17 protein-coding genes and 1 pseudogene are annotated in these 20,177 nt (G+C 72.5%); 6 read left to right on the top strand and 12 right to left on the bottom strand.

Translation table 11 applies throughout. The annotated features are described in order from the left end of the window. Position 1 precedes the first annotated feature (1 nt). From nirD to HNQ79_RS27045, 4 genes are read right to left on the bottom strand one after another with little or no spacing between them, the layout of a single operon-like run. The gene (nirD, locus tag HNQ79_RS27030; RefSeq protein WP_185035478.1) at positions 2-409 is read right to left on the bottom strand and encodes a nitrite reductase small subunit NirD; all 408 of its coding nucleotides are present in this window, start codon (positions 407-409) and stop codon (positions 2-4) included. After that, complete coding sequence (gene nirB, locus HNQ79_RS27035; protein WP_185035527.1) at positions 406-2,988, bottom strand: nitrite reductase large subunit NirB; 2,583 nt, start codon at positions 2,986-2,988, stop codon at positions 406-408. Before nirB ends, nirD begins: the two co-directional genes overlap by 4 nt. Positions 2,989-3,035: 47 nt before the next feature. After that, positions 3,036-4,280, bottom strand: coding sequence for an NAD(P)/FAD-dependent oxidoreductase (locus tag HNQ79_RS27040; protein ID WP_185035479.1), 1,245 nt, complete (start codon positions 4,278-4,280; stop codon positions 3,036-3,038). Beyond that, on the bottom strand, positions 4,277-6,460 hold the full coding sequence (locus HNQ79_RS27045; protein WP_185035480.1) for a molybdopterin oxidoreductase family protein: 2,184 nt from the start codon (positions 6,458-6,460) through the stop codon (positions 4,277-4,279). The genes HNQ79_RS27040 and HNQ79_RS27045 overlap by 4 nt, the downstream gene beginning before the upstream one ends. 182 nt (positions 6,461-6,642) lie before the next feature. On the opposite strand from HNQ79_RS27045, the gene HNQ79_RS27050 reads away from it, so the two are divergent. The 3 genes and pseudogenes from HNQ79_RS27050 to HNQ79_RS27055 all read left to right on the top strand — a co-directional run bounded on the left by HNQ79_RS27050 (position 6,643) and on the right by HNQ79_RS27055 (position 8,692). Beyond that, a complete protein-coding gene (locus HNQ79_RS27050; protein WP_185035481.1) occupies positions 6,643-7,899 on the top strand; it encodes a uroporphyrinogen-III synthase in 1,257 nt (418 codons plus the stop codon). Next, positions 7,896-8,129: pseudogene (locus HNQ79_RS35005) on the top strand (sirohydrochlorin chelatase); the annotation flags it as partial. The gene HNQ79_RS27050 and the pseudogene HNQ79_RS35005, both read left to right, overlap by 4 nt. 74 nt (positions 8,130-8,203) lie before the next feature. Beyond that, entirely contained in the window at positions 8,204-8,692 is a 489-nt protein-coding gene (locus HNQ79_RS27055; protein ID WP_229923440.1) for a sirohydrochlorin chelatase, read from the top strand. A gap of 120 nt (positions 8,693-8,812) precedes the next feature. Here the strand turns inward: HNQ79_RS27055 and HNQ79_RS27060 are convergent, their stop codons facing one another. Continuing rightward, entirely contained in the window at positions 8,813-9,997 is a 1,185-nt protein-coding gene (locus HNQ79_RS27060; RefSeq protein ID WP_185035482.1) for a PP2C family protein-serine/threonine phosphatase, read from the bottom strand. A gap of 348 nt (positions 9,998-10,345) precedes the next feature. On the opposite strand from HNQ79_RS27060, the gene HNQ79_RS27065 reads away from it, so the two are divergent. Beyond that, positions 10,346-11,068, top strand: coding sequence for a leucine-rich repeat domain-containing protein (locus tag HNQ79_RS27065; protein WP_229923441.1), 723 nt, complete (start codon positions 10,346-10,348; stop codon positions 11,066-11,068). A 103-nt stretch (positions 11,069-11,171) separates the two neighbouring features. On the opposite strand, the gene HNQ79_RS27070 is transcribed toward HNQ79_RS27065, so the two are convergent. Further along, a complete protein-coding gene (locus tag HNQ79_RS27070) occupies positions 11,172-11,939 on the bottom strand; it encodes a metallophosphoesterase (RefSeq protein ID WP_185035483.1) in 768 nt (255 codons plus the stop codon). A gap of 118 nt (positions 11,940-12,057) precedes the next feature. Between HNQ79_RS27070 and HNQ79_RS27075 the strand changes: the two genes are divergently transcribed. Continuing rightward, positions 12,058-12,669, top strand: a complete 612-nt coding sequence (locus HNQ79_RS27075) for a CGNR zinc finger domain-containing protein (protein ID WP_185035484.1) — start codon at positions 12,058-12,060, stop codon at positions 12,667-12,669. 169 nt (positions 12,670-12,838) lie between these two features. Here HNQ79_RS27075 and cutA read toward each other — a convergent pair whose 3' ends face one another. The 6 genes from cutA to HNQ79_RS27105 all read right to left on the bottom strand — a co-directional run bounded on the left by cutA (position 12,839) and on the right by HNQ79_RS27105 (position 19,038). Continuing rightward, entirely contained in the window at positions 12,839-13,195 is a 357-nt protein-coding gene (gene cutA, locus HNQ79_RS27080; RefSeq protein ID WP_185035485.1) for a divalent-cation tolerance protein CutA, read from the bottom strand. Positions 13,196-13,858: 663 nt separating this feature from the next. Further along, entirely contained in the window at positions 13,859-14,230 is a 372-nt protein-coding gene (locus HNQ79_RS27085) for a VOC family protein (RefSeq protein ID WP_185035486.1), read from the bottom strand. Between the two features lie 108 nt (positions 14,231-14,338). After that, entirely contained in the window at positions 14,339-15,013 is a 675-nt protein-coding gene (locus HNQ79_RS27090; RefSeq protein WP_229923442.1) for a 4'-phosphopantetheinyl transferase family protein, read from the bottom strand. A gap of 436 nt (positions 15,014-15,449) precedes the next feature. Next, a complete protein-coding gene (locus HNQ79_RS27095) occupies positions 15,450-16,907 on the bottom strand; it encodes a CoA transferase (protein WP_185035488.1) in 1,458 nt (485 codons plus the stop codon). Between the two features lie 101 nt (positions 16,908-17,008). Next, entirely contained in the window at positions 17,009-18,013 is a 1,005-nt protein-coding gene (locus HNQ79_RS27100; protein WP_185035489.1) for an alpha/beta hydrolase, read from the bottom strand. A gap of 140 nt (positions 18,014-18,153) precedes the next feature. Next, positions 18,154-19,038: a DUF4344 domain-containing metallopeptidase gene (locus HNQ79_RS27105; protein WP_185035490.1), complete on the bottom strand. Its 885-nt coding sequence runs from the start codon at positions 19,036-19,038 to the stop codon at positions 18,154-18,156. Positions 19,039-19,246: 208 nt separating this feature from the next. On the opposite strand from HNQ79_RS27105, the gene HNQ79_RS27110 reads away from it, so the two are divergent. After that, complete coding sequence (locus tag HNQ79_RS27110; protein WP_185035491.1) at positions 19,247-19,897, top strand: RraA family protein; 651 nt, start codon at positions 19,247-19,249, stop codon at positions 19,895-19,897. Positions 19,898-20,177 lie beyond the last annotated feature (280 nt).

The following is a 20,177-nucleotide window of genomic DNA, read 5'->3' on the forward strand; positions in this document are numbered from 1 at the left end:
CCTAACTTGCTGATCCGACAGGAGCGTTGGTGGTACGGACGGGCCATACCGGCAGCGCTGCCGGTGTGCCGTCGGGTGCCTCCTCCTCGTCGAGGCAGGCGCCGGTGCGCAGGTCGAAGGCCTGCTTGTACATCGGGGACAGGACGACGGGGACGCCGTCGCGGCTGCCGAGGAGGCCGCGCGAGATGACGTGCGCGCCACTGAAGGGGTCGCGGTTGCCGACGGCGTGGACGGCGCCCGTGCGGTCCCGGTAGAGGGCGATCTGGCGGCCGTCGACGAGGGCGGCGACGCCCCGGCCGGGAACGAGCGCGTCGTACGCGCACACGGTGAACCAGCGTTCCCCCACCGACACCTCGACGACTGTCGTCTCTCCGGCGGTGTCTTTCGTGTTCATCACTGCCGTGGTCATACGAGGGTCCTCACTTCCAGGGACGGGCCCGCGACGAAGGTCTGCGCCGAGGCGTCGGAGGTGTCGTGGGCCTCGGGGTCGGCGGGGCGGATCTGTTCGCGCTCGGGGACGAAGCGGATGGTGGGGTCCGGGGTGCCGGGGGCGTTGACGAAGGAGACGAAGCGGCTCAGCCGGTCCGGGTCCTCCAGGGTGGCGCGCCATTCGTCCTCGTAGGAGTCCACGTGACGGCTCATCAGTTCGTCGAGTTCGTCGCAGATTCCCAGGGAGTCGTCGACGATGACGGCGCGCAGGTGGTCGAGGCCGCCCTCCATGCGCTCGATCCAGGGGGCGGTGCGTTCCAGCCGGTCGGCGGTGCGGACGTAGAACATCAGGAAACGGTCGATGGTGCGCAGGAGGGCGTCGCGGTCGGCGTCGACGAGGAGGAGATCGGCGTGGCGGGGGGTCATGCCACCGTTGCCGCCGACGTAGAGGTTCCAGCCGGCGGAGGTGGCGATGATGCCGAAGTCCTTGCTCTGCGCCTCGGCGCATTCCCGGGCGCAGCCGCTGACGGCCGACTTGAGCTTGTGCGGGGCGCGCAGGCCGCGGTAGCGCAGTTCGAGCTCGATGGCGAGGGCGACGGAGTCCTGGACTCCGTAGCGGCACCAGGTCTGGCCCACGCAGGACTTGACCGTGCGCAGGGACTTGCCGTACGCGTGGCCGGACTCGAATCCGGCGTCGACCAGACGCTTCCAGATGGCCGGGAGCTGGTCGACGGAGGCACCGAACATGTCGATGCGCTGTCCGCCGGTGATCTTCGTGTAGAGGCCGAAGTCGCGGGCGATCTCGCCGATGGTGATGAGGCCGTCGGGGGTGACTTCGCCGCCGGGGATGCGGGGCACGACGGAGTAGGAGCCGTTGCGCTGGAGGTTGGCGAGGAAGTGGTCGTTGGTGTCCTGGAGGGCTGCCTGTTCGCCGTCCAGGATGTGCCCGGAGACGGCGTCGCCGAGTGCGGGGCTGAGGGAGGCGAGGACGGAACCGACGACGGGCTTGCAGACTTCGCAGCCTTCCGCCCCGGTGCCCGACCGGCCGTGCTCGTCGATGAGTTGCGCGAAGGTGGTGATGCCCTTGACGCGGACGATCTCGTAGATCTCGGCCCGGGTGTGGGTGAAGTGCTCGCACAGGCCCCGGCTGACCTCGACGCCCTGCGCGGCGAGTTCTTCGCCGACCAGGGTTCCGAGGAGTTTGACGCACGAGCCGCAGCCGGTGCCGGCGCGGGTGCACTTCTTGACGGCCGGGACATCCGCGCAGCCCTGGTCGGCGACGGCCGAACGGATGGCTCCCTTCGTGACGTTGTGGCAGGAACAGACGACCGCCTCGTCGGGGAGGGCGATGGGGCCGGGCGCCGCGCCGATCGAGGAGGGGAGGACGAGTTGCTCGGGCGGGGCCGTGAGGGGCGCGCCGTTGAGGGCGAGGGGGCGCAGCAGATCGTAGGAGTCGGTGTCGCCGACGAGGACACCGCCGAGGAGTGCGCCGTCGGTGCCGATGACGAGCTTCTTGTAGACGCCTTCACGGCTGTTGGCGTACAGCACTTCGAGGGAGCCTTCGGTGGTGCCCTGCGCGTCACCGAAACTGGCGACGTCGACGCCGAGCAGCTTGAGTTTGGTGGAGAGGTCCGCTCCGGTGAACTCGCCCTCAGCCACGGTGATTTGGGTGGCCGCGGTCTCCGCCATCGCGTAGCCGGGGGCGACCAGTCCGTACACCCGGCCGTCGCAGGCGAGCGCGCATTCGCCGATCGCCCAGACGGCGGGGTCCTCGGTCCGGCAGGAGGCATCGACGACGATGCCGCCGCGTTCCCCGACCGGGAGGCCGCACTCGCGGGCGAGTTGGTCGCGGGGGCGTACACCGGCGGAGAAGACGACGAGGTCGGCGTCGACGGTCGCCCCGTTGGAGAGCACCATGCCACGGACCGCGCCGTCGGCGTCGGTCTCGACGGTCTGGGTGCCCGCCCCGGTGTGCACGGTGACGCCCAGCTCCTGGATCTTGTCCCGGAGTACGGCGCCGCCCCCCTCGTCCACCTGAAGGGCCATCAGGCGCGGTGCGAATTCGACCACGTGGGTGTCGAGGCCCATCGCGCGCAGTGCGCCCGCGGCTTCGAGGCCGAGGAGGCCGCCGCCGACGACCGCGCCGATGCGGGCGTTGTCGGCGGCGGCACGGATGGCCTCCAGGTCCTCGATGGTCCGGTAGACGAAGCAGCCCGCCGCGTCGTGGCCGGGCACCGGCGGTACGAAGGGGTACGAGCCGGTGGCGAGCACGAGTGCGTCGTAGGGGAAGACCTGCCCGGAGCGGGCGGTGACCGTGCGCGCCGCGCGGTCGATCTTCTCCGCCGGGTCGCCGAGCCGCAGGTCGATGCCGTGCTGTACACCGAACTCGTCGTCCCACATGGAGAGTTCATCGGCGGTGGTGCCGGAGAACCAGGAGGTGAGGTGGACCCGGTCGTAGGCGGGGCGCGGCTCCTCGGCGAGGACGGTGACGTGCCAGTCGCCAGCGGGTCCGCAGCCGCCCCGCTCGGCGAACGCTTCGAGGAAGCGCTGACCGACCATGCCGTGGCCGACGAGGACCAGGTTCCGCGGGGTCTTCGGGGTCTCCGTCACAGGACTGCTCCTTCAAGGGGGGAGAACAGGTCGAGGGGGCGGGACGGCAGCGGCTCGCCCCTCTCGTAGGTGCGGGTGAGTTCGCCCACGGCGGCGAGGTCGCCGACGAGGATCGCGCCGACCAGCCGGTCGCCGCGCATCACGAGCTTCTTGTACGAGCCGTACGCGCCGCGGGTGCCGTCGGCGAGCCGCAGGGCGTCCCCGTCGGTGTCGGCGACCTCGCCGAAGGCGGCGACTTCGAGGGCGCCGGCGGTGAGCCGGGCCACTCCGTGCACTCCGGTGTACGTGGCGTCGGGGTCGGTCCCGGAGAGCCGGGCGGCGAGCACGTCGGCCTGCGCCCAGCCGGGTCCGGTGAGTCCGTGGACGGCGCCACGGTGCTCGGTGCAGTCGCCGATCGCGTACACGCCGGGTGCTGAGGTGGCGAGGGTGTCGTCGACGACGATGCCGCGGCGCACCTCGATCCCGGCGGCGCGGGCGAGTCCGGTGCGGGGGCGGACCCCGCAGGCCAGGACGACGAGGTCGCAGTCGAGTACGTGGCCGTTGGCAAGCCGGACGCCGGTGACGGCGGTGTCCCCTTCGATGGCGCGGGCCCGGTTTCCGGTGTAGACGGCGGCTCCCATGCCTTCGAGGGCGCGTCGTACGGTGGCTCCGGCCTCGTCGTCGAGATGGCGCTCCATCAGATGTGGTGCCTGATGTACGACCTCGACGGGAATGCCGAGGGCGGCGAGGGACCGGGCGGCGCTCACTCCGAGGACGCCGCCGCCGACGACGACGGCGCGTCGGGTGTGGCGGGCGGCTTCGGCGAGGCGGACGCAGTCGGCGAGGGTGCGGAAGGCGTGCACGCCGTCCTTGAGCTCGCGCCCGGGAGATCCGTGTCCGTCCGTCGCGTGCAGCCCCCGGATCGGTGGCAGTACCGGGTTCGCGCCGGTGGCCAGGACCAGCGTGTCGTAGGGGACGCTCTCGCCGAGGTCGGTGCGCAGCGTGCGGGCGCCGGTGTCGACGGCGACGACCTCGGTGCCGGTGCGGACGGTGGCTCCGCCGGTCGGGAGGGCGAGGGCCTCGGGGACGTAGCGGCCGTCGAGCACTCCCGCGAGGAGGGCACGGTTATAAGGGGCATGCGGCTCGTGCCCGTACAGCGTCAAGTCGAGCGTGCCGGGGAGGAGTGGGGAGAGAGTCTGGCGGGCGAGCCGGGCGGCGGCCATGCCCGCGCCGACGACGGCCACTCGGGTGCGTACGGTCATGACGTCTTCTCCACTCGCACCGCGCACACCTTGAACTCCGGCATGCGCGAGGTCGGGTCCAGGGCCGGGTTGGTGAGGGTGTTCGCGCGGCCCTCGCCCGCCCAGTGGAACGGCATGAACACGGTGTCCGGGCGGATCGTGCTGGTGACCTTCGCGGGGGCGCTCGCCCGTCCGCGTCGGCTCGTCACGACGACCAGTTCTCCGTCGCGGACGCCGATCCGGTCCGCGAGGCGGGGGTGCAGTTCGACGAACGGGCCGGGGGCGGCACCGTTGAGCGCCGGCGTCCGACGCGTCTGGGCGCCGCTCTGGTACTGGGCGAGGACGCGGCCGGTGGTGAGGTACAGGGGGTAGTCGGCGTCCGGTTCCTCGGCGGCGGGACGGTGCGAGACGTCGGCGAAGCGGGCACGGCCGTCGGGGGTGGCGAACGCGTCGAGGAAGAGGCGGGGGGTGCCGGGGTGGGGGATGCTGGGCCGAGGGGCGTCGGGGGCCGACATCGCGGGGCGGGCGGCGTGGTCCTCCCCTGTGGCGGGGCAGGGCCAGAAGACGCCGTCCTCCGCGCGTATCCGCTCGTAGCTGATGCCGGAGTAGTCGGCCTGGCCGCCTGCGGACGCCTCGCGCAGCTCGGCGAACACCTCCTCCGGGTCGTATGGAAACCCCTTTTCGCGGCCGAGGCGGGCGGCGAGTTCGTGCATGATGTGCAGATCGGTGCGGACCTGGCCGGGGGGCCGGATCGCGGCCTGGCGCAGGATGACGCGGCCCTCCAGGTTCGTCATGGTGCCGGTCTCCTCCGCCCACTGCGCCGACGGCAGGACGACGTCGGCGAGCGCGGCGGTCTCGGAGAGGACCACGTCGCAGACCACGAGGGCGTCGAGGGCACACAGCCGCTCGGTGACATGGCGGGCGCGGGGGGCGGAGACGACCGGGTTGGAACCCATGAGGAACAGGGCGCGGACGCCGTCTTCCGTGCCGAGTGTGTCGAGGAGTTCGTACGCGGAGACACCCGGCCCCGGCAGGTCTTCGGCGTCAACGCCCCACACGGCGGCTACGTGTTGACGCGCCTCGGGGTCGGTTATCGACCGGTAGCCGGGGAGTTGGTCCGCCTTCTGGCCGTGCTCGCGTCCGCCCTGCCCGTTTCCCTGCCCGGTCAGGCAGCCGTAGCCGGACAGCGGGCGTCCGGCCCGGCCGGTGGCCAGGCACAGGTTGATCCACGCGCCGACCGTGTCGACGCCCTTGGACTGCTGCTCGGGCCCCCGCGCCGTCAGTACCATCCCACTGCCCGCGCCCACGAACAGCTCGACCGCCCGGCGGAGCTGGGCGACGGGGACTCCGGTGAGGGCTTCGACCCGCTCGGGCCAGTGCGCCATGGCCGCTTCGCGGGCCGCCCCGTATCCCGTCGTACGGGAGGCCACGAACTCCTCGTCGACGTGACCGCCCGCGATCACCAGGTGCAGCAGCCCGAGCGCGAGCGCCAAGTCCGTACCGGGTGCTGCGGCCAGGTGGAGGTCGGCGAGGTCGGCGGTGCGGGTGCGGCGCGGGTCGACGACGATCAGCTTGCCGCCTCCCTCCTGCATCTCGCGCAGGTACCGGACGGCGGGCGGCATCGTGTCGGCGAGGTTGGAGCCGACGAGCAGGACACAGCCGGTGCGCGCCACGTCCGCCAGGGGGAACGGCAGACCCCGGTCGAGGCCGAAAGCGGCCTTGTGTGCGGCTGCCGCCGACGACATGCAGAAGCGCCCGTTGTAGTCGATGCGCGAGGTACGCAGGGCGACGCGGGCGAACTTGCCGAGCAGGTACGCCTTCTCGTTCGTCAGCCCCCCGCCGCCGAACACACCGACCGCGTCGCGCCCGTACCGTACGCCCGCCGTGGTGAACGCGGCCGCGGCCCGGTCCAGGGCCTCGTCCCAGCCGGCCTCCCGCAGCGGGCCGCCCTTCTCGTCCCGTACGAGAGGGGTGGTGAGCCGGACGCCGGCGGCCAGCACGGCGGCCGCGTTGTGGCCCTTTCCGCACAGGGCCCCTTTGTTGACGGGGAACCGGGGCCGCTCGACGATCTCCACCGGGAGGCCGGCGGTGTCCCCGGTGGGGCGCAGCCGCATCCCGCACTGCAACGAGCAGTACGGACAGTGGGTGTCCACCGGGGTGTCGACGGGTGCACCGGGGGTGGCCGTCGTGGTCGCGTTCATGGGCCCCACCGTGCCCGCGCGCCGTTACGCCCCCGCATCCCGCACGTTGCGCGGACGGTACAGACGACTCACTTTCCGCAGGTCAGTGTGCGAGATGCAGGACACATGCCCGTAGCGCAGGGCTAACCCCCAGGAGACACTTCGGCAACAGGGGCTTAACACGCTTCGTCCACTGTCGGTTCATGACAACAGCGATGCCCGCCACCCCCGTTCCGCCGGAGGGCTCACTGGCCGGACTGACGGTGGGAGTGACCGCCGACCGCCGCCGGGACGAACTCGAAGCCCTCCTGCGCCGGCGCGGCGCGAAGATCGTTTCCGCGCCCGCCCTGCGCATCGTGCCGATCGACGACGACAGCGTCGTGCGGGAGGCTACCGAGGCGTGCCTGACCCGCCCCCTGGACTATGTGATCGCGACGACCGGCGTCGGCTGGCGCGGCTGGATCAGCGCGGCCGAGGGCTGGGGGACGGGGGCGCGGCTCGTCGACGCGTGCCGTGCGGCGACAGTGATCAGCCGGGGTCCGAAGGCGACCGGCGCGATCCGGGCGTCCGGGCTGCGGGAGAGTTACGCGCCCGCTTCGGAGGCGGTCGACGAGATGCTGGAGTGGCTCCTGGAACAGGAGTTGGACGGCAGACGGATCGCGATCCAGGAGCACGGGGCGCCGCTGCCGGACTTCACCGCCGCTCTCCGGGAGCGCGGTGCGGAGGTCGTTGAGGTGCCGGTGTACCGGTGGGGGCCGGCGGTGGACCCGGACGCCGTGCGGCGGCTGGTGGAGTCGACGGTACGGGGCGAAGTGCACGCGCTGCCGTTCACGAGCGCACCGGCGATCGAGGCGTTCCTGGCGACGGCGGAGGAGATCGGCCGCCGGGAGCAGGTCCTGGACGCGCTGCGTACGGACGTGCTGGCGGCCTGCATCGGTCCGGTCTGCGCACGGCCGCTGCTCGCGGAGGGCGTGCCGTGCGTGTGGCCGGAGCGGGGACGGCTGGGTGCCCTCGTCCGTACGCTCGACCAGGAGCTGCCCGCCCGGCACCGGCAGGAGTTCGCCTTCGACGGCGGCCGGCTGCTCCTGCAGGGCGCGGTCGTATCCGGTACCTCAGGCACGGTGCACCTGACACCGCTGCCCGCCGCGATCCTCCGCGCGCTGGCCGAACGCCCCGGCACCGTCCTGAACCGTGCCGAACTCCTGCGGCGGGCGTGGCCCACGGACATCCCCGCTGCCGCCGCTGCTCAGCCCCCCGCTCCCTCCACCGCGCCGGACTCCGCGTCCGGCTCCGTTCCTGTCACTGGCGCCGCTTCCGCTGCCGCCGCTGCGCCGCGTCCGGCGGACGAGCACGCGGTGGAGGCGGCGGTGGGCCGGCTGCGGGCGGCCCTCGGGCCGTACTCCGCCCTGATCCGTACGGTCACCAAGCGGGGCTACCGGCTGGCGGTGGACCCGGAGTGAGGCACGGAGCGGGACGGACGGAACTCCGGGCGGGACAGCGGGCCCGGGCCGCCGAGCGGTGCGGCGCCGGATCGCCGCCGTTGCTCGCCGTCGCCCACGGGACGCGTGATCCTTCGGGCACGGCCACCACCGAGGCACTTCTCGGCCGGGTGCGGGAGCTGCGGCCCGGACTGCGCGTGGTACTGGCGTACGTCGACGTGGCGCGCCCCAGCCTCGCGGACGTGCTCGCGGAGCTGTCGGGGGAGGTCGTTCTCGTACCGCTGCTACTGGGCACGGGCTTTCACACCGGGTCGACATCCCGGAAATGCTGGCGGCGGCGCCGCAGGTCGAGGCCCGGGTGGCGCGCGCGCTGGGCCCGGACCCACTGCTCGCCTCGGCGCTCGCGGACCGGCTGGCGGAGGCTGGGGCTCCGTCGTCCGGGCCCGTGGTGCTGGCGTCCGCCGGCTCGACGGATCCGCTCTCTCAGCGGGCTGCCGTCGCGATGGCGGACCTGCTGGGTGAGCGGCTGGGCCGGCCGGCGGTCGCGTCGTACCTGTGCGCGGGGTCTCCCACCCCGGCAGACGCGCTGGCCGCGCTCCGCGCGGAGGGCCACCGGGACGTGACCGTGGCGAGCTACCTGATGACGCCGGGCTTCTTCGCCCGCCGGGCGGCGGCCGCGGCGGACGCCGCCGGCTCGGTGACCTCGGCACCGCTGGGGGCGCACGGGGCGGTGGCGCGGCTGATTGTGGACCGGTACGAGGAGGCTGCCGCGCGGCGGCGTACGCCGGTGGAGCGGGGGTCTGCTGCCGGGTAGGGGGTGCGACGCGGGTTGTTCGTCACTGGCACGTGGGGGTGGGTCCGGTGTACGCGGCAGGTGCCTCGTACGCGGCGTGCGGCACAGATGTCGCATATACGGCACATCGTATCTCGTACGTCATATCTCACGTCCCGTACACCGTGCTTCGTGCAACGTGTCTCGTACATCGCGCACGACATCTCGTACGGCATCAACCTCCTGCACGCCCCCGTCCGGCCGTGCCAGCACCAGGGCCGCCGCGTCGTCACAGAGGCGGCCGCCGGTGTGGTGGCCGAGGCCGGTGAGGACCGCGTCCTTGACCGCCACCGGGTTCCTGCCAAGGCCCTGCTCGCCGAGGGCGCCGCCGAGGTCGAAGAACTCACGCCGGTCGTCGCGCGCCTCGGTCACCCCGTCGGTGACGAGGAGGAGGGAGGAGCCGGGAGCGAGGGTGCGCGAGACGGTGGGCAGGGGGTCGGTGAGGAAGTGGTCGAAGAGACCGAGCAGGACTCCGGACGGGAGCCGCAGCTCGTGGGCGCTGTCCCCGTCGACGTACCACGGCGGTACGTGGCCGCAGTTGACCAGCCGCAGCAGCCCGTCGGGCCCCGCCTGGACGATGAGGGCGGTCGCGAAACGCCGGTCGCCGGTGGCCTCCTGCCGCCGGGAGAGAGCGAGGTCCATCCAGTGGGCGATGGCCTCCGGGTTCTCTTCGCGGTACGCCGCCTCGCGGAAGGCGCCGAGCAGGGTGACGGTCGCGTCGACCGCGGCCAGCCCCTTACCGCTCACGTCGCCGAGGACCACACGCAGCCCGAACGGTGTCTCCAGCGCTTCGTAGAAGTCGCCGCCGACCCGGGCGTCGGACTCGGCCGCCTGGTAGAAGCCGGCCACCCGGTAGCCGCCGATCAGCGCCGGGATCGGCCGCAGCACCGCCTGCTGTACGCCGCCGGCCAGGGAGCGCATGTGCCGGATGCGTTCCTCGCCGCGCTCGCGCGCCACGGAGGCGATGGCGCCGGCCGTCGTGATGCCGGTCATGGCGACGAACCGGGTCAGCGAGCCCACGGCGCTGGACGTGGGGTCGAGCCATACGAACACCAGCTGCGTACCCCAGGCGAGGACGCCGGACGCGACGACGGTTCGCCAGCCGTGTGCGATCGCCACCAGAGGCGGCACCACGGCCAGGACGGGACTGAGCCTGATGTCGCTGCCCGTCGCGAACTCGACGACCACCGTGACCGCCCAGAGCAGCCAGGGCAGCAGCCGCAGCCGGGAGACGCGGGTGCTCTCGCCCGGCCCGCCGAGCAGCGGGCCGGAAAAGCGTGAAGGCATGAGCGGAGCCTCTGAACAGGGGAGAACGGGCGGCGGACGGCAGGACAAGGTGCGGAGTCGGCGAGCAGGGAGGCGGGGGGGACGGACGGCAGTAGAGCGGCTGATACGGCTGATACCGCCGCGGCGGCTTCGTATGCGTTGTGAGTGCGCGGCGACGACGTCCGGCCCGCCCCGACCGCGCTGTCGGGGACCCATCCCATGGTGACCGTCCCGCCACCGCACGGAACGGGCCTTTGGTACTCGACAGAGGAGGTCTTTGGTACTCAGCCGCCTCGGTGCGAAGGCCCGGGCCCGCATGTCCCGGATTCGCTGCTACGAAGGAGCCCGGCCCCCGTACGAGGAGCAAGCGTGGACGACAACGTACTGAACCTGTGGCGGCACGACCTGGGCACGGTCCCCGATGACGTGTGGGACCGGACCGGCCTGCGCACGCTGATCCTCGCCGACAACGGGCTCGCCACACTGTCCCCCAGGATCGGCCGACTGCGCTCTCTCATTACCCTGGACCTGGGCCACAACGCCCTCACCACCCTCCCCGACGCTCTGGGCGAACTCACCGGTCTCACCGACTGCCTCTACCTGCACGACAACCGGCTCACCCAACTCCCCGCCCCGCTGCGCAATCTGACACGCCTGCGCTATCTCAACACCGGAGAGAATCCGCTCGGCACGCTCCCCCACTTCCTCGGATGCCTGTCGGCCCTCATGGAACTCCACGTCCAGTACGCCGACTTGACCGCGCTGCCGGACTCCGTCGGCCACCTGCACCACCTCCGCGAGCTCCGGCTGCGCGGCAACGCCCTCACCGCGCTCCCGGCCACCTTCTCGGCCCTGAGGGAGCTGCGTCACCTGGAGCTGCGCGAGAACGCGTTCACGGACGTCCCCGCGTCCCTGAGAGGGCTTCCCCTTCTCCGACAACTCGACATGCGCGGCAACCGTCTGACCCGACTTCCCCACTGGGTCGCCGACCTGCCCGCTCTGGAGCGCCTCGACCTGCGCTGGAACCCCCTCGCCTCGGCTCAGCCGCAGGTGGCCGAGCTGGAACGACGGGGTTGCGTCGTATGGGCGTAACCGTGTAGCCGTGCACCGTGTGACCGCGTCTCGGGCGGGGTGGGGGGCGTAAGCCGTGCCGCGCGGGTCGACCGCCCTCATGTGGCGCGGCAGCGCTCTCGGTTCACAGCACGACGCGGAAGTGGGTCGTCAGGCGGTGGGCGTCGTCGAGGACGTGGTAGGCGATACCGGGTGGCTGGTCGCGGTCGGCCGCCCCCTCGCCCTCCCAGGGCATGCGCAGCGTCCAGGTCACGGCCGGGCCGACGAGGAGCGGCCGGCCCGCGAAGGTGGACGCGGCGGCGGTGTGTGCGTGGCCGGTGAGGACGGCGACGATCTGGGGGTACGCGGCGAGCACGGCGGCCAGGTCCTCGGGGTGCTGGAGGCGAAAGGAGTCGGGCAGCGGGTGGTGGAGGCCGACGGGCGGCTGGTGGAAGGCGAGGAGTGCGGGGGTCTCGCGCGGCAGACCGCCGAGGGAGTCGGTGATCCAGCGCAGGGTCGCGGCGTCGAGGCGGCCCTCGTCGCGGCCGGGGATGGTCGAGTCGCACATGAGGATCGCGGCACCGGCGATGCGATGAAGACGGTTGACGGGGGCGTTGGGGTCGGTGTCGGCGAGCCCGTCGCCGTCGGTGCCGACCGGCAGGCCTTTGCGGTAGGCCGCCCGTACGTCGTGGTTGCCGGGGCACGGCAGGACCGGGAAGGGGGCGTCGAGGATACGGGCCGCCTCCTCGTATTCGGCCAGGTCGCCATGGTCGGCTATGTCGCCGGTGACCAGGACGGCGTCCACGGGACGCGGCAGCGCACGCAGGTGATTCATGACCCGCACGGCCCGTTCGGTGGCGCGCGGGCTGCCGTCCAGGTGGAGGTCACTGATCTGTGCGAGCACAGCGGTCATCTCTGCCTGCCTCCCTGCTTCCTAATGGAATATCTCCGTTGATCCGTTAGGGACCGTAGAGTACGCACAGCCACGCGATCAAGGGGTGTGGAGCTTTACGCCGACGCAAGGGGGTCCGATGCAGAGGTACTTGGCGCTGGAGCTGGCCAGTACGATCCGTCACGACGGGAACGGCGGGGTGACCGACGACCTGGGCGATGTCGCGGGTACGGCGCGCTGGCTCGACGCCCAGGCGGAGCTGTTCGCGGGCAACGGTCTCCCGGCGGAGCACGCCGGACGTCTTCGGGTCGACGAGACCGCACGCGGCGAACTGGTCGCGCTCCGCCAGGCCGTACGGGCACTGTTCGCGCGGGCGGTGAGCCCCGGGCCGCCCAGCCCGGCCGACGCCGGCCGCCTGCTTCCCGTACGGCAAGCCCTGGACCGGCTCAACGCGGCAGCCGCACGCGAACCGACGGCCCCGCAACTGCGTTGGTCCAACGATGCGTTGCCTGTGACCCATCTCCTCCCGGCAGCGGACAACGATCCGCTCGTACGACTCACCGCCGCCCTGGCGCGTGCCGCCATAGCCTTCCTCACCGGCCCCGAACGCGAACTCCTGCGCGCCTGCACCGCACCGCGCTGCGTGCGCTACTACGTCAAGCGCCACGGCCGCCAGGAGTGGTGCAAGCCCTCCTGCGGCAACCGCGCGCGGGTGGCCCGCCACTACCGCCGTCAACACGACGCCCAGTAGGACGAGTTGGCCCTGGGCCGCGGCCTGTCGGGCGCGGCCTGTCGGGCGCGGCCTGTCGGGCGCGGCCGGGGAAGCGCCGGGCAGCACTGTCGGCTCGCGGTCGCCGGCCGGCCATCGCAGGCCGGCGCCCGTATGCCGCCAGCCCGCCTTCACGGGCCGGACGCCCGGTTCAGGACCCCGTCCCGCTGTCCGTCTGCGCCGACACCCAGTCCAGGTAGGCCGTACTGCCCGCCACCACCGGCACGGCGACGACCTCAGGGGTGTCGTAGTCGTGCCACTCCTCCAGGCGCGCGGTCAGTGCGGCCACCAGTTCTCCGCGCGTCTTGAGGTCGATTCGCCACTCCTGCGCGCGCTCGACCGCTCCCTCCCAACGGTAGACCGACGCCACCGGATACACCTGCGCACAGGCCGCCAGCCGTTCGTCGACCGCGCGGGCGGCGAGGGCGTGCGCCTTGCCCTCGGCGTCGGTGGTCGTGGTGACCACAGCGTAGGGGGCGGGGGCGGTCGCGGGTTCGTTGCTCGTCATGCGGCGAGGGTACGGACAAAAACAGGCGGCGCGGGGCACGGGCCGTGGGTACGTGCGGACGGTGGATCACGGTCAGGAGGGTCGGGAAGACATACGGGTTCGGGTGCGCCGTATGCGGGAGGACGACCTCCCGTCGGCGGAGCGGGCGTCGGTCCTCACGTTCCTGGCGGCGGCCGTACGGCCAGGAGAGTCAACGAGCCCGAACGGAGAACGCGTTCGGCGGCGGAGCCGGCGCAGTGGGTAGAGCGGATGCGCCACTTCCTCGCCACGGACCCGGACGGCTGCTGGGTAGCTGCTGGGTCGCCGATGCGGCAGAAGAAGAGGGTGAAGCCCGCGGCGCTGAGCGCGAAGGAGGTGGCGATCCTGGCGGCCGACGGGCAGGACGGACCGCACGCAACGGCCCGAGTCGTGGGCTTCGCCGTTTCGCAGGACCGTGCCGCCGTGATCGAGTGGGCCTTCCGTACCGCAGGAGCCCGGCGCATCGAACTCACCCACGCCGTCGAGAACGAGGAGTCGTGCCGGGTGGGCCACCGCTGCGGCTACCTCCCCGAGGGGGCCCTCCGCGCCTCCACCGCTTCGGCGACGGCCGCCACCACGACGAGCACCTGCACGCCCGTCTGGCGACGGATCCGTCGGCGAACGGAAGTAGGGCCGGGCGGCGGTTCAGCCCCGGCTGGTGTCGATGACGCAGAAGAGGTTGCCCTCGGTGTCGGCGAGGACGACGAAGTCGGGGTCCTCCGGGTAGGCGTCCCAGTCGACCCGTCGCGCCCCCAGCGACACCAGCCGCTCGAACTCGGCCGTCTGCGCGGCGGCATCGTCCGCGTAGAGGTCGAGGTGGACGCGCGGATGCTCCTGAAGCGGCGTACGACTGAGTCCCAGCGCCAACTGCACTCCTGAGGAGCCCTGTGGAGGTGTGAGGACCACCCAGTCGTCCTTCGTCTTCTCCCGCGGTACGTACCCCAGCGCGGCCGTCCAGAAGGCGGCGGCACGCGGTACGTCCGAGACGCCCATCACCACGGATCCGATACTCAGCATGCTGACGATCCTGCCCGATCGCGCGGCGGCAAACAGCGTCGGGACCCTGCAATCGCGGTCGGGTGTGTGCGACATCAGCGACGCCGGGCACGGCAGAAGTGCGGGGCGTCAGCGACGGCCGGCGCAACCACCGTGGGGAATGTCAGCGACGGCCAGTGCGGCCGCGTAGCCAGGCCGTACCGCCAGGTCCGTCAGCTGCCAGCCGGGTACCTGGCCGGGTTGGAGGCCCGCGCCGACGTAGGTGCCGTCGAGGGGAACGGCCAGACCGGTGCCCGTGCCCTTGAGGTAGGCCTCCTTGCGGCACCAGCAGCGGCCGAACGCGGCCAGCCGGGCGGCGTCGTCCGTGCGCAGTGCGTCGAGTTCGGCGCGCTCGCCCGGGTGCAGGACGGCGGAGATCTCGTCGGCCTGGCGGACGTCGGCGAGGAGTTCCACGTCGATGCCCACCGGAGTCGGTCCGAAGGCGAAGAGGACGAGGTCACCGCTGTGGGAGAGCGAGAAGTGGAGGCCGGAGCCGGGGGCGGAGGGGCGGCCATGCGGTTCCGGCCCGGGTCCGGTGCCGGAGTCCGGGTCCGGAACGGGGCAGAGGGGACAGGGTTCCCTGCCGATGACAACCGAGGACGGCTCCTGCCCGAGGTACGCGCCGAGCAGGCGGCGAAGGCCGACGTGGGCCGCTGCGTAGCGGTCCCGGTCCTCGGGCTTGCGGAACGCGGCGTGTCGCGCGCGTTCGGCGGCGTCGAGCAGCTCCCGGTCCCCTGCGGTGACCCCGTACCCGGAGATCGCCAACTGCCATACGGAAGCGCCTTGTTGCGGAAGGACGAGGCTACCTCCGCCGGCGGGGGGCCCGGGGCGAAGGGTGCGCGGCACGACGGCGGGCATCCCCGGCCCGGCGCTCCCGGAACCCCTCTCCCCCGGCACCGGAACATCTCGCGGCGGCACGGACGTCATTCGGGGCCTCGCAGATCTCTCGGTCAGGATGCGAACGACGTGCAGCATCGCACGTCGGGGAGCGGCGTCGGACAGGGGACGGCACGTCCTTCACACGGGACATCGAACGTGAGAGAGACGCCGCTGCGGTGAGGCGCCGTACACGAGACGTCATATACGGGATGTCACATACGAGACATCGCGCATGAGACGTCGTACACAAGGCCGCGTGCGCCGTACAGGAGACCTCGTGCGGAGGACCTGGTGCAGAGGTCGCCACCGACGCACCAGGTCCTCACCGCCACACGGGGCTGTCCGTACCCCACCTGCTCACCGATCGGCTCCAAGCGCGCGGCGAGCCCTCGTACCGCACCGGCGACAGCGCATGGTCGAGCATTCCGTACGGTGAGAGGGAGGTCGTCATCCAGCGTCGGGGGTCGTATCGGCCGTCGGCGGGCACGGTGGGCCGCAGACCGTGCATCAGCCAGGACGCGGTACCCGCCAGCGAGAACCGCAAGCTGCGCCCTCGGCTGTCGTACTGCCGCTCCGTCAGGGCGCGCAGTACCCCGCCTGCCACGAGGTAACCGGTGCTGTGATCCAGTGCCTGCGCGGGCAGCACGCCGGGCCGCCCGCCTGCGGTGCCGTCCATGTCCTGCCCCTCGCCCTCACCCTCGATCGAGGCGATGCCGGTACGTACCTGGACGAGGCTGTCGAAGCCGCGCCGCACCGCCCATGGTCCTTGCCAGCCCCAGGCGTTGAGCTGGGCGACGATCAGCCCGGGGTGGCGTTCCAGCAGCGTCTCCTGGGCGAGGCCCAGGCGGTCCAGGGCGCCGGGACGGTACGCGCACAGGACGACGTCGGCGGACGCCAGCAGCCCGTCGAAGACCTCGCGGTCGCCGGGCTCCCCGACGTCGAGCAGGGCGGAACGCTTGCCCATTCCCGTGTCGGTGTGGGTGTCGGCGTCCTCACGCAGCTGGGGCGGGTCCACGCGCAGTACGTCCGCGCCGAGCAGCGCGAGCGTCCGCGCGGCCAGCGGACCGGCGAGTACGCGGGTGAGGTCCAGGACCCGTACTCCTTCGGCCGGCAGCGAAGCGGGGGAGAGCCGTCGTTGCCCGGCAGCGCCGGCCCGGTGTGACTCGACGAGCGGCAGCGGCGGTCCGTCCGACGGGGCGGGGGACGGGGCCAGCGCGACGGCGAGCCCGCCCGCTTCGTACACCAGATCCTGTACATCGGATGCCGTACGCGTCGCGAGTTCGCCCGCCAGCATCTCGGCGAGGGCGTCGTCGTCGCGGGTTCCGTCGTCCGGGATGTCCAATGCGGCGAGCAGGCGGGCGCGATGGTGCGGGTAGTTGGCGTGCGTGCGCACCCAGCTGTCGGCGGTGCGCCAGAAGCCGGACAGGGGGGCGAAGTTCGCCGGGGCGCGCCCGTCGACGCGCAGCAGCCGTTCGCTGTGGAAGGCGGTGGCGACGGCTCCCTCCGATACGCGCACCGGGGGTACGTCCGCCGCGTCCACGACGTCGGCCGCGCCGCTTCGTACAGCCGAAAGCTCCGCCGCGGCCAGCGAGCAGGCGCCTACCGCCGTCCGGGCCAAGTCCCGGACAGGCAAACGGGCTCGGAGCACGTCGCCGGCGTCCTGCTCGTACGACACACGTGTCACGAGTTCGGGCCGACCGCCGAGGGCCGCCCATGCGTGAGCGGTCGCAGCGTCGCGACCGGTGCCGGAATCCCCCGCGCTGCCGTACGTCGTCGCCATCCGGCCAGCATGCCGCACCCGAACCACCGAAAGGGCGCTGTGATCCACTCCTCGGGATCTGCTGCGTGAAATCTCCTGCATGAGACTTCACGCAGGAGATTTCATGTACGAGGTGCGATGTACGAGATGTCGTGTACGAGGTCCCGCGAATGCGCCCGCCGATGACCCCAGGCCTCCGCGGCCCGGCCCTGCCCGAGCAGCGCGTTCAGGAAATCGTTCCGCGCGTCGGCGTCGGACGCGAACCGCAGGCTCAACCGGTGGTCGGCGTCAGGGAGGACGATCCGCGTGTAGTGCGCCCGGGAGCCGCTCAGCGCCTCGTCGACGGCTTCGGTAACGGCCGGTGGGATCACGGCGTCCACCGCCGGGGTGGCGAGTACGGCGCGGACGCCGACGGGTAGCGCCCGGAAAGCGCCCAGAGCGGGGGACTTCCGCCAACTGTCCGGCGTACGAATGATCCCCGTGAAGCCCGCGTCGAACGCCACCGGCCATGCTTCGGCCGCGTACACGGCCGGTGCGCCGAGTCCGACGGCGGCGACGCGCGGGCCGTAGTGCGTCGCCAGGTCTGCGACGGTCTGACCGCTCATGCTGTAGCCGACGAGGAGGAGTGGGGAGTCGGCGGGAACGCGCCGGTCCACGACCGCGCGGGCCTGCTCGAAGCGGCGGCGCAGGCTGAGTTCGCCGAGCTTGCCCGTGCTCGCGCCGTGGCCGGAGAAGTCGAAGGCGAGAGCCCGGTGGCCGCGGGCGGCCAGGTGGGCGGCGAGGACGCCGGGGCTCTGCTTGTCGCCGTTGCCGGCCCCGTGCAGCACGAGGGCAGTGGGATTCGGGGCAGGCACGTCCGGCCGGGCGTCGGCCGGGGAGCCGAAGCGGGGGGCAGCCTCAGTACAGCTGAGGATCTCGCCGTCGCACGCGAGTGTGAAGTCGCGGACGATTGGGGCGAGTTCGGCGAGTCCCGGGACTGCGGAGGCGAGTTCCGGGACCGCGGAGGCGGGGTCGTAGGCCGCGTAGGCGGAGGCGGGGTCTTCGGCCGCGTAGGCAGAGGCGGAGGCGTCGTCGGCGTCGGTGCCGGTGCCGGTGCCGGGACGGTGGGTCCGGCTCGTATCTCTCATACGGTCTCGACCTCCACGGAGAAAAGTGCTGCCCGGCGCGGGCCCGAGCGCAGCCTATCGGGGCGTCGGCACGGGCGGCGGACCCACGTTGTCGATCGGCCACGGCGGTGCCGTCGGCGCGGATGCGAGGCGGCACGGGGTCAGGTGAGAGCGCCTGCCGTCCGGAGTGCGCTGGTCCACCGCTCGCGCACCGTGTCCCATTCCTCCGCACACCCGGCGGCCCGTGCGGCGGGGAGGGACCGCGTGTCCGCCCGCCCACGGTCGCGTCCGGCTGCGGCCCCGTACGCGTAACAGAGGTGGGCGTCGGCACGCTGCCCGTCGGTGGCGTGCTCGTCGCCCGGGGCGTCCTCGTACATCGCGGCGGAAGTACGCCAGGCGTCGGCCGCCGCGCGCAGTTGGTGTGCGCCCGGCGCGCCCCCGCGCAGCAGCATCAGCGCCGCGAACTGGTCCGCGGCGTCCTCCTCGTTGCCGGGCAGGTTCAGCCCCAGGACGTCGATGAGTGCGTGGGCGGACTCGTGGAGGAGCGTTTCGAGTTGTACGGCATGCACGGCGTCGTCGGTCGCCCCGCGGCGGCCTCCCTCCCGCAGGAGTGCGCGGGTCTCGGTGACCTCCTCGTAGCAGATGTCGATACGCCGGGCTTCCGGATCGTACGAAGAGCCCTGTCCGCCACAGGACTTGACGACGAGCGCCAACGGCTCTCGGCCTCCCCACCCGAGGAACTCGGCGAGGTCCGCGGCGGCGCCCTCCACCGTCTTCCGCCCGCGCAGGAACGCGGCGTCGCGCCGGTCGGCGGGCGACGGCTCCTCGTACCGGACGTCGAGCACCCGCACCCCGGAGCGGGAAGGGGCAGCGGTGGGGGCGGGCGTCTGCGACTTCGTGGGGGGTGAGGGCCGCTCGGGCTGTTGGCATGCGGACACGCCGAGCACGGCCGTCGTCAGCGCGGCTGTCGCCAGCACCGCCCGCATGACCTCTCGTATGCCATATATCTCTGGCTTGCCATATTTCTCTTGTTCGCCCGCATTCATGGGGTCATTCTCGCCCCGGCCCCCCGCAGCCCGCCGCACATCCGGCTCCGGCCCGCCTCCGCCCGGCGTGGGACGCTGACTACGCTCCCCATCGACTACGCGCTCGCTCAACCCGGTTCGCCCCGAAGCAGCACCACGTTGCAGCACCCCGATGCAGAGCCACGATGCAGCGTCAAGAAGCAGCACCACGAGGAAGACGAGGAACGACATGCACGCCGCCCCTGCCCCGGCTCCCGCCCACGGCCCCCACGACTTCTCCGAGATACCCACCACCACCCTCGCCGAGCTCCTCGGGCACGAGCAGGTCATGGACATGGGCGTCCGCCCGCTGTGGAACGGCATGCCGCGCGTCGCCGGGCCGGCGTTCACGGTGCGGTGCCCCGCCGGGGACAACCTCATGCTGCACGCGGCCATCTACCGGGCCGCGCCCGGCTCCGTCGTCGTGGCCGAGGCCGGGGACGTGGACTTCGCCCTCGCCGGCGGCAACGTGTGCGCCGTCGCCCAGCGGCGGGGCATCGCGGCCTTCGTCATCGACGGGGCAGTCCGGGACCTGGCGGAGATCCGCGACATGGGGTTCCCCGTGGTCGCCCGTGGTGTCATCCCGATCCCGGGCACCAAGGCGGCCGTGGCACCGCACAACGAGCCGGTGCGGTGCGGCGGGGTGACCGTGCACTCGGGTGACGTGGTCGTGGCGGACGAGGAGGGCGTGGTGGTCGTCCCGGCGGCCCGGCGGCAGGATGTACTCGCCGACGCGCGGGCCCAGTTCGCGAAGGAGGCCTCCCAGTCCCTCGACGACTGGGAGGCCGCACACCGTGCACGCGTCGAGAAGGCGCTGAGCGAGCGGGGATGGCAGGGCTGACAGGGGTCCGGATGTACGGAGACCCCGCAGCCGGGGGGTGGGCTGCGGGGCCTCCGGGTGCCCGGCGGGCTGGGGGGTGCCTGCCAAGCTCGGGTCGTGGTCCTTCTGCCCGCTGTACGGGCGCGCATTCCTACCCGGCCGCGTGTGTTTTGCGGAGGTGTTCCTCGGGCCCGGCCGTCGACGGTCCCGGCGCCCTTCGGCCGTACCTGCCGTACCTGCCGCACCTGCCGCACCTGCCGCACCTGCCGCACCTGCCGCACCTGCCGCACCTGCCGCACCT

Origin of the sequence: Streptomyces candidus, assembly GCF_014207445.1 — a bacterium.
Lineage (GTDB): Bacteria > Actinomycetota > Actinomycetes > Streptomycetales > Streptomycetaceae > Streptomyces > Streptomyces candidus.